Origin of the sequence: Veillonella atypica KON (genome assembly GCF_002959915.1) — a bacterium.
GTDB lineage: Bacteria > Bacillota > Negativicutes > Veillonellales > Veillonellaceae > Veillonella > Veillonella atypica.
The window spans coordinates 608,548-622,971 of the sequence record NZ_PPDE01000008.1 but is presented as its reverse complement, the minus strand read 5'-3'; the positions used below and the strand labels follow the sequence as shown (position 1 = coordinate 622,971).

The following is a 14,424-nucleotide window of genomic DNA, read 5'->3' as shown; positions in this document are numbered from 1 at the left end:
ATATACTGGACAGTTATCTTTAGATTTTATAATCTAATAGTAGCAGTTCATATATAAGGGGATTTTTCTTTTATTATGGTAGCGGGAGAAATTATAATGAACATCTTATTATGATTAGGTGGTGACCTTGTGTGGAGAAGTCAAGTTTAGCTTCAATTTTGCAACGTAAAAAGAATAAAAATCTTACGCTCGCTCATCGTCAATTATGGGGGATGATTGACTTGGTTTATAAAGATTTCTATGATAAAGAATCTAAAATCTATGATGCTGGCAATGTAACACGTGAAGAATTTTCTATTATTAAACATGTATATAAAACTAGGCATGTAGTAAATTATACGGAAATCAAAGCCTTGTTAAATAACAAACACCTTAGTCATGTGGGGTGGGTTATAAAAAATCTTGAGAAAAAAGGTTTAGTTACCACTGTAAAACATTGGAGCGACCAACGATCTCGGGATGTTATGCTAACAAAGAAAGGAATTCGTACCTACGAACGCATATCATCAACGCATAATAAGGTGATGGGGGCCTTATTTTCTCAAATACCTAAAGAACAACGAGAACAAACAACAAGACTATTAATTCATATACATAATAGAATGGCAAAGAAACCTATAGCTAACTTTATTGATTCGGATTATATCCAATAAAAATAAATAGAACAGGCCTGTACTAATTTGGGGAAGATGTATATGTGCATCTCTAGAAATAGAACAGGCCTGTACTAATTTGAGGAAGATGTGTATGTGCGCCTCTAGAAAAAGAACAGGCCTGTACTAATTTGAGGAAGGTGTGTATATGCGCCTCTAGAAAAAGAACAGGCCTGTACTAATTTTGGGAAGGTGTGTATATGCGTGTCTTTAGAAATAGAACAGGCCTGTACTAATTTTAGGAAGGTGTATATACGATTCCAAGAAATAAAACAGGCCTGTTCTTTTTTAGGCAATCCCTATCCAGTGCCAGTATGTAAGTGCAAATACGAGCATCATTATATAGCCGATGATGGTCAAAGGAATACCTGTTGTCATGAATGTTTTTACGTCGAATGTGTCTGTACCGTAAGCCACCATACCTTGTGGTGAGTTTACTGGTAATACTAGACCAAAGCAGATGGCATATTGCATGATCATGGTTACGCCAATAGGGTTAAGTCCTTCTGCATTATGACCTACAACGATGGAGATAACGATTGGTATCATCGCTGATGAAAGGGCGGTAGCAGAGGCAAATCCTAGATGGATTACGATGAGGAACGCAGCCATGATGGCAATCAACAAGAACACCGTAGCGGATTCTAAAGAGAATGCGTTAACGAATACTTGAGCGAGCCATGTGGCTGCTTTTGTTTTAAGTAAAACTGTACCGAGACCGATACCAGCACCAAACATAACGATGGAACCCCAGTCGATGTTTGGTTGTGCGAATTTCCAATCCATAATACCAATTTTAGGGAAGAAGAATAGAGCAATCGCTATGATTGTAGTAGTTGTAGTATCGATGGAATGTAATTTACCACCTGTAGCCCACAATGCAAGTAAACCGATGGAGATGCATAAGAGTTTCTTTTCATCGGTGCTCATAGGTCCAATTTCTTGGCGCATCTTAGCGAGTTGTACATCGCCGCCAACGAGTTCTTTGAACTCTGGTTTAATTAATGCCTGTGTTAAGAAGTAGGCAATAATTACCATGATGATGGAAAATGGAGCAGCAGCTGTGAGCCAGTCAATCCAGCTAACAGATGTATTCATCTGTGTTTGCATAAATCCTACGGCCACAAGGTTTTGGGCGGCCGCCGTTTGAATCATGATGTTCCAGAATGTATCAGCCTGTACAGCGCCCACCATGAGAAGGGCCGCAACGCGGCTTTTACGTTCAATACCTAAGTTCTCAACGATACCGATGATAATCGGAGCGAGGCAGGCAATACGAGCCGTTGCACTTGGTACAAAGAAGGCTAGGATGAGGCCCGTAATGATAACGCCGAGATAAATGCGACTTACCTTGGTGCCGACGCTAGATAAAACGAGCATGGCGATTCGTCGGTCAAGACCCGTTTTACGCATAGCTACAGAGATAAACATAGCAGCACCTACAAGAATCATGGCTGGTGAAGAATAACCAGAAATGATCAGCTTTAAGGCATTGGCTGTGCCCATCGCCTTAGCAGGTGCTTCGGGATTCGGTGAGAACCCTAATAGTAGAGCGGTAAGTGCTGTAATCATGGTAGCACTTACTGGATAGGAAACAGCTGATGTCATCCACAAGATGATGGCAAAAGCGAGTACACCAATTATACGATGACCACCTGTAGATAATGTGTCCGGTGTAGGTAATAATAAAATGCCAGCTAAAACCATGAAGGATAAAATAAGTCCAATATTTTGAGCAGTTGTACGTGCTTTTTGTGGAGGGGCAGTAGTTGTTACACTCATAATAAAACTCCTTTCAATTTGTGTAATACCTATTACTGTATAATAATAAATAAGGTAAACTATATAAACTAGACTATCCTATAAAGTATACTATTCTATAAAGTACACTATATAAGCTAGACTATTCTATAAATATTATTGTATCGTATTTTCTATAGAATTAGTTGTATAATTTATAAGAATATTGTATACATAAAGAGAGAGCGGTGTCAGTAAGTATACCTATATACAGAACTTATAATGTCTGTTATACTATAAGAGTTGTAATAACAAATTCATTGTTAAAAGCTCAATATTTTTTGTTGACTTTCACCAGCCAATTTGTTATTATAATTAAGTAATTTATGAAGCAGAGGCCATCCGCCACTCACCTAATACCATGAAGTATGAGGTTACATATAGAGAACTCTATTCGGATGGTGTATGCCATCCGTTTTTTTATTCTCTTGGAGGTGAAAGCTATTAGCAAGGATACACCACGCATTAATGAAGAGATTCGTGCTCGTGAACTTCGTGTCGTAGGTCCTGAAAACGAACAAATCGGTATTATGTCTGGCCGTGAGGCGTTGGCATTGGCTGAAGAAAAGCATCTTGATCTTGTGGAAATTGCACCTAACGCTAAACCACCAGTAGCTCGCATTATGAACTACGGTAAATATCGTTATGAACAACAAAAACGCGAGAAAGAAGCGAAGAAGAAACAAAAAATCGTAACTTTAAAAGAAGTTAAGTTACGTCCACATATTGAAGACCATGACTTTTACGTAAAAATGAAAAACGCATCCAAATTCTTGGGTGAAGGTAACAAAGTAAAAGTAACCATCATGTTCCGCGGTCGTGAACTTTCTCACCCTGAACTTGGCATGGCAGTGTTGACACGTTTCGCTGAAGAACTCAAAGAAACGGCGTCTATTGAAAAAGCAGCTAAATTAGAAGGTCGTAATATGACCATGATTTTAGTAAGTAAATAGGATATTGGGAGGATTATAATTATGCCAAAAATTAAAACTCGTCGCGCAGCGGCTAAACGTTTCGCAGTAACTGGTACTGGTGAATTCAAGCGTGCAAAAGCTTTCAAAAGCCACATTCTTGAGAAAAAATCTCCAGCTCGTAAACGTAATTTACGTAAAGCTACATTGGTTGCTAAATCTGACTACAAACGCGTAGTTAAATGCTTACCATACGCTTAATCGCTAACTATTAGATTGATATATCGTAATTTAGGAGGAATATACAATGGCAAGAGTGAAAAAGGGCGTTACAGCTCATGCACGTCATAAAAAGATTTTGAAATTAGCTAAAGGTTACCGCGGTACTCGTTCTCGTTTGTTCAAAAAAGCTAACGAAACAGTAATGAAAGCGTTGTACTACGCTCGTCGTGACCGTCGTGCGAAAAAACGCGAATTCCGTCAATTGTGGATTGCTCGTATCAACGCAGCAGCTCGCATCAATGGCACAACTTACAGCCGTTTCATCGCTGGTTTGACTAAAGCAGGCGTTGAAGTTAACCGTAAAATGTTGGCTGACTTGGCAGTTAACGATGCAGCAGCATTCGCTAAACTTGTTGAAGTAGCTAAAAACGCTTAATAGCATATCATAACAAATTAAGGACTCTCTTTGGAGGGTCCTTTTTTGTATGGTGAAAGCCTCCTCTAGTACGATGGTACAGAAACAATAAAAAGGAGATTTACTAGTTCATGGCGAAATACTCAGTATAGATATTTCGTTAACAAATCTTAGATAGAGGAGGGATTAGTATGAACGTATTAAAGAAAGCTTTAGTTTTAGGGGCTGTAGGTGCTATGTTAGCCATACCAGGATATGCAAAGGTTGTAACTGGTAGTCAATCAGATGCCAATTTAGATTTAAAATATCCTTTGGTATATACTGATTCTGCTTATGCTCAACAAGCGATTAATACAGATATCGCAAACTATGTACTTCAAGCAAAAGATATGTATTATAATAAACATGTGTATCAAGTTGCCCAAAGCTATAAGGTTACTTATGAGGATAGTCAGGTCGTATCTATTCTTTTGACTACTTATTACTATAATGCTGGTGCCGTTCATGGTATGTACAAAACAAAAGGGCTTGTATATGATAAGATAACTGGGCAACGTGTTCCATTGTACAACTATATAAAAATTGCTAATGCGGATCAACTACAGGTTGGTGTTCTCTCTGGAGTATTATCTTTCTACAATGAAGCTCATAAGAAGGTTGATCTTCCTCGTGGTTGGCGTGTAACCTATGCATCAGATAATTATTGCTTACGTGGTAAGGGGAATATCGATTTAGTATATCAACCTTATCAACTTGGACCATTTTCGTATGGTACAACCTATATTGGGTTTAATCCGAGTGCGATAGAATACTTTAACCGCATGAACTCGTAATAAAGGTGGCGTTATATTGTTTGTTTTCGGACTGATGATTCCCCTAGGACTGTTGTTACTCGTACTGAGCATTAAGCATACTGTGAAAGTGTATACGGTAACGGCCATACATGATATGCCTTATAGAACAGACAAAGGGATATTTACTATACAAACAGCTGGTCGCTATGGTATATGGCTTAATGGTAATCGGTTTAAAAAAGCTCCGTTAGGGCTGTTTGGACTACAGCTTATTAACTGTGAAACGGAAAAGGAAGTCCCATTAAGAGCTAACTTGATACCCGTTAGTGTAACTAAAGTAATCGACGTACGACTCGAGCTCTATACATTTTATGCTAATCCGGGGACGTACCAGCTATTATTTAACGATAAGCCTAGTCGGATAGCAAAGATATTTGGTACGATTCGTCGATACCTAATTAGTAGTGATGATAATTATAGTACGTATTCTATTAGAGTCTATCCACATTATTCTATGGTCCATTTATTCCTTAGTATATGGGGATTTATATTTGGCGTTATGGCCGTGATGTGGGGGATAGCGGGACTAGTTATACGTTGATAAATTTAAGATAATTTGAATTTTGTATTTTTGCTATATAACGTAAAGTATGTTATATTATAAATATAAAGAGAGCCATCAACGTGTAGCTAGCGTTAGGCCCATCTACAAAATTGCAAATTTAGAATGCGCCTAACGTGTAAGCACTGCGAATGCTTTTATACGTTAGGCGTTTTTCTTACTCTATTTTAAAATAAAAGTAAGAATGGATACTGCTAGAGACAATATAGCAATGATGAGCATTACTTTTTCATAATTGTTCATAGCATCACCACCTTTCGGTGATGAGCCTAACTCACGTTGATGACTCTAGGTTCAGTATAAATAAGTGTCGACAATTTGTCGACACTTATTTAACCTTGTTTATGTTAATATGCTATAGAGGTATGAATACTTATAGATGATAAAAGCCTATAGTACGAAAATCGTACTATAGGCTTCTGTCATGTTTAATATATTATCTTCTATATCCGCCACATCCTCTAGTATTAGAGTTTGAACCGCAATAGTTTTGGTTGTTATTGTTGCATGGTGCATAGTTAGCATTGTTATTGCAGTTGTATTGTGTGTTAGTATTGCAATTGTACTGAGAATTATTGCATACATAATCATAAGCAAATCCTGTGGACACTACAGCAGTCACGGCTAAAGCAGTCATGATGAGTATACGTTTAGTAAATTTCATAGTAATCACCTCCTAGTCTTTATACTTATATTATACTACTATAAGTCAAACGAAATATGATATTCTATACATATATACTATTTGAGAGAATTTATATGAAAGGAAGAGTTTGTATGATGAAACGTGTATTGATGGCTACGCTCTGTTTAAGTTTTGTTACATTGGGTGGTCATGCAATTGATATTAATATACCTGGCGCAGATCCAACTGTATCAAAGGATGCGTATCAGAATTATCGCAAGACTGATGCGGATGCGCAACAGATGGAACGGGATGTTGAAAAGGATATAAAAACATATATGCCCAAACAAGTGGTAGGTAATGGCGAATTTGATTTAAATGACATCATTTACTCTAATCGTGAGTTGAACCATGCATTGGACTTTTCTTCTTCCGTATTTATATTGAAAGAGGATGGAGCCAATGTAAAATTCACTGTGCCTTACTCGAGTCGATATGGGAATACTGAGAAAATTGCAGATAGTACACCTGCTTTCAGAAATGCAATGATTATGAGCCCCAACGGTATGATGGCTTATGAATTACGGCATCAACCAGCAGGCAATAATTGGGAGGATAGTAAGATTCCTTATAGCAAATTGACTGTTGATGATATGAAAGCTATCGCAGAGAAAACAGCTGGTGTATTTCGCGGTGATGACCATTCATTATATGCTGGTAAATTTACGTATCCTACGGTTGAAAAAGCGACATGGGATGTCACGTATGCTAAGGATGCACCAATGGTGGGAAGCCTTAATTTTACGATGAAGAATACACCGACGATTTCGTATCATGTGGGTTATAATTTTATGCCTAGAAAACAGTTTAGTGTGTTAAAAGCACAAGGTGTTGATAAGGCTAAAGACATAATAATGTCCCCGTTGGTAAATTATGTATTACCATCCATTGAACCAGCGAAGGATATACTTTCAAAAAGCAAAGCATTAAGAATTAATGATTTTACATTCTTAACGCTAAAAACAAGTAAAATGATACGGGAAGATAAGAATGATTCGTACATGTATGTATACGATAGCGATCAGTATAGAGAAGGTATCATGGTGATGCCAGTTGAGGCTGAAGATATACAACATCCAGAGAAGATTTTCCCAAAAGCCGTACGCAGTATTATCCTAACTGACAAGTATTCGATGCACCAACCAATCCAATTTGCTACCGTATGGAATGATGCTATGCCATCCGTATATATGCAAATTAAGCGCCCTAAAACAACGATATATATGTTAATATCCCATGATAAACAATACGTATACAATCACTTTATTATGACCTATAATACTAGTTCTTTGGTCGAAAAAGACTTGCGAGATATTGTGCAATATGTAGACACTAATAATAATAAGGACTACTATAACACATTCCAAAGTGGGCTTGGGGCTAAGATGCCAAAAGATATGGCGACGGTTGATATTAAGAATACGAAGTGAGTTGTCGACAATTTGTCGACAAGTAGAAACGTGATTAAGAGCGATTAATTGGTGATGTGATAAAACATGATAGATGAACGACTTGAACGAATGAAACGAAAACATAATTGTAGAGTACATTTTGATACAGATTCTTTTCAGATATCTGATTGTACTGTAGCACCAGTACACGACATGCCTGATGTAATACATGAAAATCAGGAGTTTGATTTTTATGTTGAGTCTACCTATGATGTATATCTGCTTCGCATCATACATAGTCATGATTGTGTTGTAAGTATTTATCCTGCAAAAGCTGAGGGAATCATATATATCGTAAGTTCTATACCTGTGTCTAAAGATAATATCAAAGAGACTATTCAAAAGATTTTACATGCGTTGGAGATATATGGCTTTCCGAAACTGAAGAATCCTAAAAGTAGTATTACCTTTAATATATAGTTATGCGGTATCTTTCAAGGCAAATTAATACCACATCATATAGAGGTATTTTGCTTGTATAATATGGTGCTTTCTTTATATAATTTGATACTTTATATTGTTTGGTAATTGAATATTTAAACCAATTTAAAAATGGGCCAGTATTACTCTGATTGAAGTGTGATACTGGCTCATTTTTTGATATATTAAATTTTATGAGGATTTATCTCTGTTATATCAATATCAGAGCTAGGTATATCTGCTACTAATTGATCTGATTTAGATAATGTTGATTGCTCGTAGGTATAACTTAATTGATGGTTGTATATTAATTTAAAATAATCCGACAATCCTTTATTTGTACAGTAGATATAACAACCTTTTTGACCTCGTGTCATTAATGTACGATATGTATTTTTCACAATTTCATTGGCAATACGATGTGCTTCAGTAGGATTTTCTTTTAAAAGTTTCTTGATACCTTTTATAGATTGATCTGTTTTTGCACGTTTGTTAATGTCTACAATAAGTTTACCATCTTCATAACGTAAATCATCACCAATGATTACACCGACATATTCAAATTCGAGACCTTGAGTAGTATGAATACATCCTGCTTCATTAATAGAATCAGGGTCAATAGCATATGTATCAGAGTTACCTAGGTTCCAACTAATTCCGAAATTGTACTCTGGTATTTGAATATCTTTAATTAATGATGTAGTTCGACCTTCTTTTGGCCAATCCCAACAATAACCAGCTAAGATACGAGATTTGTTATTTATGTTATTTTTAGTTTTTATAGCGTTATACATATCATGAGGATTATCAAAAATTTTGAAGTCATAATCACCTTCAAATCCATCATAGTTTGCAGTTTCTGCTATTTGTAGAGCATTATCAAGCCAAGCTAAATACCCATCTGAACCATTACAACGAAATTGAGATTCTAATGCGCCTTCATAGATTAAAGCGTTTTGTTTTTTACCAAAGTATCGTATTTTATCGATTGTACCGGCATCACTAAAGGTAACACGTTGATTTCTGTCGATAAAAAATACGCTAAAAACAGAGGCATTGATAATTTCTTTGATTTGATCTTCACCTTGGTTTTGGAACATTCCCGATTTTTCACGCAACCTATGTGCTTCATCTACTATTGCGATTTGAAGCTCATTCTTTTTACGTGTATGAAAGGTTCCACTACTTTGGAATAAGGCCTTTATTTCAGATTTTGTATATCCTTGTTGTAACATGGCACTATATACATTTCGTGGCGCTGCATTTGCCGTAATATATTGAGCCATATAGCCTTTATGGATACATTCAGCTAACAAGTTAATGGCAACTACACTTTTACCAGTGCCAGGACCGCCACGTACTATATATACAGTTTTCTGATTATTCTTAATAGCCTCCAAAGCTGCTTTTTTTATTTGTTCAAACTCTACCTTTTGGTCATCGATTAGAACAAATTCTTTATTGCCTTTTAGCATATTTAAAATAGAATCTTGAAGTGATTTTGATGGTTTTAACTTACCGTGTTCAATGGACTCCATGATATTTGTAGTATCAGCTTTTGGAATATAGGTTTTGATAAAGTTACGTAAGCTATCCATTTGGCCTAGTGTGAACATCGGAGAGATATTTAAGATATCATTATAGATAGGATCACGGAGCTCAGGGGAGATGCTTTCATCAAAATTATGTAAAAAAGCACATGGGTGTAACTTAATAGGTCGATTTTGCACATCCTCATTGAAGTTTTCAATAAGACTACAATAGGACCAAGCTTGATAAGAAGGGTGGGTTACTTCACGGATTCCACCGCCAAGGTAGGTTGATACAATATTATCTTTATCTGTTACCTTGAAAGCTTCGCCCCATTGTTTAAGCTCAATGATGACTACATGCTCTTTATCCTGTTGATCTAGTCCAGTAATAATAAAGTCAACCCGTTTTTGTGTGTTTGGAACAATATATTCGATGGCAACACCAGCTAAGTCAGGTATAGCAAAGTCACGCATAACATTAGCCATATAAGATAATGAAGCTTGCCATGAATGAATTTCAGATTCGCCAACACGGCGATATTTTTCTGTTAATGTTTGATGTAACTTTTTTACCAAGACACCTTGTTCAAAGTCTTGGATAAAGGATTGTTTGTTGGATGAGTAAATAATCATAATAATGTCCTTTAAAAGATACTACTGATTGATAAATATATATCAATTTTATTTTACGCTATATTGATATGAATTTAAATTCAATATTTAAATTATCTGAATAGCTCTTTAACTAGTAGATGTTTAATGTTGATTAAGGATGTTTATAATCTATTGATTGTATTTTTACAATGAAAATTAGATAATATAATTAATAATGAATAATCAATGAAGTTGTGTTGTTGGAGTGTTATTAGATGGGTTTCTTTAGATTTCGCCGTTCTATAAAAATCGCACCAGGAATTAAAATTAATTTCAATAAGAAAAGTACAAGTCTTACTTTGGGGCGTAGAGGTGTACATACAACGATAAATAAGTTAGGTGTAAGAAACACTATAGGACTTCCAGGAAGTGGATTATCGTATACTTCATATAAAAAGTTTGATAATAATTCTGGGAACATGGCAGGAGTACCATATACTAAAGTCTGTCCTAATTGTGGTCATAATATGAGAAAGTCATGGATAAACTGTCCTAAATGTGGCTTCAATCTTTTATCTTTGTATAGTCAAACAGAATTAAATAGCCCTGTAAATTCTAGTGAGACGATTGCAAAAAAGGATGTTAATCCTAGTAAAACAGAGACTGGGTGTGGCTGTCTAATATTGATTTTTATGGCATTGATTATTTATGGGATTCTAAGTTAATTTATTTTCATGGTTAAAAAAGTGAGGGGTATTATGAAACAGTCAAAAAAAGCGTGGTTAACATTTGTTACTGTAAGTTCTTGGATATTAGCACAACTAGGATTGCCTACAACGGCTAATGCATGGGATAAGTATAGTGATGATTTAAATACCTTGGACCATAGTAGTGCTATTAATCTAAATAATTTCAAAGGTATGAAGTTTAAATCTAATAATATGGCTCCACACAAACAAATTTTTGATAGCATTGATGGAATTTTCTCTAATGATATAGTTGAAATGGCACATTATAGTCATAGATCACACTCTTCTCACAGATCTCATTATTCACATTATTCCGGTTCTGGTTATACCTCAGGTGGTAGTACAAGTAGTTCTGGAAGTAATGATTATGGATATATAGCACCAGCTCAACCTGTTGATGTTATGTCCATTTCTAATATACAACAGCAACTCAATGATTTAGGTTATTCTGTGGGAACTGTTGATGGACAAAAGGGGCCTAATACAGTTCAGGCAATTAAAAATTTCCAAATAGAATATGGTTTACCTGCAACAGGCATTGTTGATTGGCAAACAGAGGCATATTTGAATAGCACTAATATTAATATTGTCCGTGCAGGACTACAACGTCATGGATATACATTTTCTTCTGGTAGTGGTCGTACACAAGATGTTGTGGCTGCTATCTATGATTTTCAAGCTAGACATGGGTTACCACAAAATGGTCGTATTTATTTAAAAATGAAACAAGCATTAGGTGTCTAGTATGGCAAATTATTTTATTAGAAAAGAAAATGATTTTGTTTATTTTGTTGAATTAAAGAAAGAATTCTATGAGCCTAAAGCGGTAATGTATGCGGCGAATATGTTTACAGACCAATGTTATATTAAAATTGATGAAGTTGACTTTGACACTGTTGGTGTTTGGTTCAAATTAAAGTTAGAGGCTGATAAAGATAAGTTAGAAAAGTTATTGGGTGACTTTTGTAATGAAGCACTAAAAAAACAGGTTCAAATTGACTTAGATGATAGATTTGGTAAGTTTCGAGAAATTATTTATCATAAAGCATTTGATAAAGCAGGAGGGATAGACTAGTGTCAGTACTTCCTGAATTACATTATCTGCCATTTTGGTTTACAGAGTTGTCAAATGGAATAATGGTTCTAGTTAATCAAGGTGGCGAACATTTATTTATAAATCTTGATGACTTCAATCATATTTTAAATAAGGATATTGATAGAAATTCAGATTTTTATTTTGCTTTAAAGGATAAACAGTTTTTAGCAGATGATTACGACCTTGAAATTCAGCTTGATGTATTAGCTAATCAATTAAAGAGTAGAAAAGCATATTTAGATGATTTTACATCATTACATATGATTGTTGTAACAGCAAGATGTAATTTTAATTGTCGGTACTGTCATGCTAGTAGTGCTAATGAAAAAGAACATGATTTGGATTTAGATTGGCCTACAGCAAAACTTATTGTAAATAAGATTTTTGAATCTCCATCTCCAATTATAAAAATAGAGTTTCAAGGCGGTGAACCGCTATTAAATTGGCCTATCATTCAAGATATTGTAGAGTACGCAGAGATAGTAAACCGTATTGCTAAAAGACAATTAGAATTTGTCATCTGTACTAATTTAACTTTAATTACTAAAGAAATTTTAGAATATTGTAAAAGGCATAATATTGCAATCTCTACATCTCTTGATGGAAATCAAGAAATACAAAACTATAATCGTAAGCCTCGAGGTCCGATAGATGGATATAAGGTATTTGAAGAGAAGTTAGCTCTAACCAGATCTATTTTAGGTCAAGATGGTGCCTCTCCATTGCTTACTGTTAGCAAGACTAATTTAAATAGGTTACCTCTTGTTGTTGATGAGTATATTAAACATGACTTTCATGGAATATTTATTCGTGCTTTAAACCCATATGGTAATGCTGTAGATAATGTAAACACTCTAGGCTATTCAACGGAAGAGTTTCTTAAAGTTTATAAGAATGCTTTAAATTATATTATTCAAAAAAATATAGAGGGATATTATTTCGTAGAGTATTATGCAGCATTATTATTAGAACGTATTTTAACACCTTTTAGTACTGGATTTGTTGACTTACAATCTCCATGTGGCAATATTATAAGTGGTATTATTTACGATTACAATGGTTATGTTTATGCCTCAGACGAAGGTCGTATGTTAGCACGACGTGGGGATAAACGATTCTGTTTAGGTCATGTGGGAGCTAATACCTGGAATGAGTTATTCAAGGGAAATCTTGCTAAAGAGGTTGTTAAAGCATCCTGTGTTGAATGCTTACCTGAATGTGCGACTTGTGCATATCAACTGTATTGTGGAGCAGATCCCGTACGGTATTATGCTGAAAATGGGACTCTTGAAGGGCATCGACCAAGTAGTAGTTTTTGTCAAAAAACTAAAGGGGCTTTAGACTATATTTTTTACTTATTAAGTTTAAATGATGATAGAATCGATAAAGTCTTTTGGTCATGGATTAATTATTGAGGTTGATAATGTTAAGTACAAAAATTGAAGGTATTAATATCAAACAACCCTATATAGGTAAAGTATTTATAGAAGATGATTTAATTATTTGTAGAAATAGCCAGCTTACGTTAACGCTTTCACCAAATGACTTCCTTAATTATGAATCAGGTGATATTGTATCTATTATGCCTGATGGAATTATCTCCATTTTGTATCGTAGTAGTTGGCAAGATTTGACACTCTTTATTACCAATCAATGTAATAGTGCTTGTATTATGTGTCCCCAAGTCTGCGATAATTCTGGTCATTTTTTAGATATGAATTTACAAATACTTGAGCTAAAGCCTGAGAATGTAAAGCATATAGGGATTACTGGTGGAGAACCTACAGTGTTCCCTGATGTAGTTGTTGAGTTACTGCATCGAGTTCATGATATTTATCCAGATACTCCGGTCTCTTTTTTGACTAATGGACGTGCGTTTAAAAATATGAAATTAGTTGAAAGAATTACGAGTATTGGTCATTCTAAATTGCTTTTTTGTATTCCTTTATATGCAGCAAATTATGAGCAGCATGATTATATAGTTGGTTGTAATGGTGCATTTATTGATACGATTAAAGGGATTTTCAACCTATTTAGAAAGAGGCAGTTAATAGAGATTCGAACAGTTTTGTTCAGTAAAACTATAGGTAATATTAAGTTGTTAGCTGATTATATATCTAGGAATCTACCATTTGTACGACATGTTGCTATTATGGGGATGGAATACAGTGGATATGCAGCGAAAAATAGTGAGGAGTTTTGGATAGATCCATTTGACTATAAGGATGTACTTAAATCGGCATCATTATCATTATATAGACGAGGTATAATGACCTCTATTTACAATATACCTTTATGTTTGTTAACAGAGGGTGTGCGATTTTTAGCAAGAGATAGTATTTCTGCTTGGAAAAAGACATATCCTGTTAGTTGTAACAATTGTGTCATGAAAGAACAGTGTTGTGGTATTTTTGAAACATCTATAAATATAAGTCAACATATAAGTCCTTTGTTATAGTCTATTAGTTCTATATGTACCC

The 14,424-nt window shown here is 35.0% G+C and carries 15 protein-coding genes; 13 read left to right on the top strand and 2 right to left on the bottom strand.

Going from position 1 to position 14,424, the window contains the following annotated elements; translation table 11 throughout:
* Window positions 1-131: 131 nt before the first annotated feature.
* Complete coding sequence (locus VAHSUH02_RS06885) at window positions 132-653, top strand: winged helix DNA-binding protein (RefSeq protein ID WP_005380696.1); 522 nt, start codon at window positions 132-134, stop codon at window positions 651-653.
* Between the two features lie 288 nt (window positions 654-941).
* Here the strand turns inward: VAHSUH02_RS06885 and VAHSUH02_RS06880 are convergent, their stop codons facing one another.
* The gene (locus tag VAHSUH02_RS06880) at window positions 942-2,435 is read right to left on the bottom strand and encodes a DASS family sodium-coupled anion symporter (RefSeq protein ID WP_005382671.1); all 1,494 of its coding nucleotides are present in this window, start codon (window positions 2,433-2,435) and stop codon (window positions 942-944) included.
* A 416-nt stretch (window positions 2,436-2,851) separates the two neighbouring features.
* Here VAHSUH02_RS06880 and infC point away from each other — a divergent pair, with 416 nt between their 5' ends.
* From infC to VAHSUH02_RS06840, 7 genes are all read left to right on the top strand, one after another.
* On the top strand, window positions 2,852-3,406 hold the full coding sequence (gene infC, locus VAHSUH02_RS06875; protein WP_005376236.1) for a translation initiation factor IF-3: 555 nt from the start codon (window positions 2,852-2,854) through the stop codon (window positions 3,404-3,406).
* Between the two features lie 21 nt (window positions 3,407-3,427).
* Window positions 3,428-3,625, top strand: a complete 198-nt coding sequence (rpmI, locus tag VAHSUH02_RS06870) for a 50S ribosomal protein L35 (RefSeq protein ID WP_005376016.1) — start codon at window positions 3,428-3,430, stop codon at window positions 3,623-3,625.
* Between the two features lie 46 nt (window positions 3,626-3,671).
* The gene (gene rplT, locus VAHSUH02_RS06865; RefSeq protein WP_005376311.1) at window positions 3,672-4,022 is read left to right on the top strand and encodes a 50S ribosomal protein L20; all 351 of its coding nucleotides are present in this window, start codon (window positions 3,672-3,674) and stop codon (window positions 4,020-4,022) included.
* Between the two features lie 170 nt (window positions 4,023-4,192).
* On the top strand, window positions 4,193-4,834 hold the full coding sequence (locus tag VAHSUH02_RS06860; RefSeq protein WP_005382673.1) for a polysaccharide deacetylase family protein: 642 nt from the start codon (window positions 4,193-4,195) through the stop codon (window positions 4,832-4,834).
* A gap of 16 nt (window positions 4,835-4,850) precedes the next feature.
* Complete coding sequence (locus VAHSUH02_RS06855; protein WP_038148647.1) at window positions 4,851-5,396, top strand: hypothetical protein; 546 nt, start codon at window positions 4,851-4,853, stop codon at window positions 5,394-5,396.
* A gap of 798 nt (window positions 5,397-6,194) precedes the next feature.
* Complete coding sequence (locus VAHSUH02_RS06845) at window positions 6,195-7,532, top strand: hypothetical protein (protein WP_038148649.1); 1,338 nt, start codon at window positions 6,195-6,197, stop codon at window positions 7,530-7,532.
* 66 nt (window positions 7,533-7,598) lie between these two features.
* The gene (locus VAHSUH02_RS06840) at window positions 7,599-7,973 is read left to right on the top strand and encodes a hypothetical protein (protein WP_005382681.1); all 375 of its coding nucleotides are present in this window, start codon (window positions 7,599-7,601) and stop codon (window positions 7,971-7,973) included.
* 185 nt (window positions 7,974-8,158) lie between these two features.
* Here the strand turns inward: VAHSUH02_RS06840 and VAHSUH02_RS06835 are convergent, their stop codons facing one another.
* Complete coding sequence (locus VAHSUH02_RS06835; protein WP_005382682.1) at window positions 8,159-10,138, bottom strand: DUF2075 domain-containing protein; 1,980 nt, start codon at window positions 10,136-10,138, stop codon at window positions 8,159-8,161.
* 236 nt (window positions 10,139-10,374) lie between these two features.
* Between VAHSUH02_RS06835 and VAHSUH02_RS06830 the strand changes: the two genes are divergently transcribed.
* From VAHSUH02_RS06830 to hxsC, 5 genes are read left to right on the top strand one after another with little or no spacing between them, the layout of a single operon-like run.
* Window positions 10,375-10,824 (top strand): DUF4236 domain-containing protein, encoded by a 450-nt coding sequence (locus VAHSUH02_RS06830; protein WP_005382684.1) that lies wholly within the window; start codon window positions 10,375-10,377, stop codon window positions 10,822-10,824.
* Between the two features lie 33 nt (window positions 10,825-10,857).
* On the top strand, window positions 10,858-11,592 hold the full coding sequence (locus VAHSUH02_RS06825) for a peptidoglycan-binding domain-containing protein (RefSeq protein WP_105112051.1): 735 nt from the start codon (window positions 10,858-10,860) through the stop codon (window positions 11,590-11,592).
* 1 nt (window position 11,593) lies between these two features.
* Entirely contained in the window at window positions 11,594-11,923 is a 330-nt protein-coding gene (locus tag VAHSUH02_RS06820; protein ID WP_005382688.1) for a hypothetical protein, read from the top strand.
* Window positions 11,923-13,359, top strand: coding sequence for a His-Xaa-Ser system radical SAM maturase HxsB (gene hxsB / locus VAHSUH02_RS06815; protein WP_005382690.1), 1,437 nt, complete (start codon window positions 11,923-11,925; stop codon window positions 13,357-13,359). Before VAHSUH02_RS06820 ends, hxsB begins: the two co-directional genes overlap by 1 nt.
* An 8-nt stretch (window positions 13,360-13,367) precedes the next feature.
* The gene (hxsC, locus tag VAHSUH02_RS06810) at window positions 13,368-14,402 is read left to right on the top strand and encodes a His-Xaa-Ser system radical SAM maturase HxsC (RefSeq protein WP_005382692.1); all 1,035 of its coding nucleotides are present in this window, start codon (window positions 13,368-13,370) and stop codon (window positions 14,400-14,402) included.
* Window positions 14,403-14,424 lie beyond the last annotated feature (22 nt).

What these genes read in the sequence shown, in the direction of transcription:
- VAHSUH02_RS06880 (WP_005382671.1), bottom strand. Translation starts at nt 2,435, where the DNA reads ATGAGTGTAACAACTACTGCCCCTCCACAAAAAGCACGTACAACTGCT.
- infC (WP_005376236.1), top strand. Translation starts at nt 2,852, where the DNA reads ATGGTGTATGCCATCCGTTTTTTTATTCTCTTGGAGGTGAAAGCTATT.
- rpmI (WP_005376016.1), top strand. Translation starts at nt 3,428, where the DNA reads ATGCCAAAAATTAAAACTCGTCGCGCAGCGGCTAAACGTTTCGCAGTA.
- rplT (WP_005376311.1), top strand. Translation starts at nt 3,672, where the DNA reads ATGGCAAGAGTGAAAAAGGGCGTTACAGCTCATGCACGTCATAAAAAG.
- VAHSUH02_RS06860 (WP_005382673.1), top strand. Translation starts at nt 4,193, where the DNA reads ATGAACGTATTAAAGAAAGCTTTAGTTTTAGGGGCTGTAGGTGCTATG.
- VAHSUH02_RS06845 (WP_038148649.1), top strand. Translation starts at nt 6,195, where the DNA reads ATGATGAAACGTGTATTGATGGCTACGCTCTGTTTAAGTTTTGTTACA.
- VAHSUH02_RS06840 (WP_005382681.1), top strand. Translation starts at nt 7,599, where the DNA reads ATGATAGATGAACGACTTGAACGAATGAAACGAAAACATAATTGTAGA.
- VAHSUH02_RS06835 (WP_005382682.1), bottom strand. Translation starts at nt 10,138, where the DNA reads ATGATTATTTACTCATCCAACAAACAATCCTTTATCCAAGACTTTGAA.
- VAHSUH02_RS06830 (WP_005382684.1), top strand. Translation starts at nt 10,375, where the DNA reads ATGGGTTTCTTTAGATTTCGCCGTTCTATAAAAATCGCACCAGGAATT.
- VAHSUH02_RS06825 (WP_105112051.1), top strand. Translation starts at nt 10,858, where the DNA reads ATGAAACAGTCAAAAAAAGCGTGGTTAACATTTGTTACTGTAAGTTCT.
- VAHSUH02_RS06820 (WP_005382688.1), top strand. Translation starts at nt 11,594, where the DNA reads ATGGCAAATTATTTTATTAGAAAAGAAAATGATTTTGTTTATTTTGTT.
- hxsC (WP_005382692.1), top strand. Translation starts at nt 13,368, where the DNA reads ATGTTAAGTACAAAAATTGAAGGTATTAATATCAAACAACCCTATATA.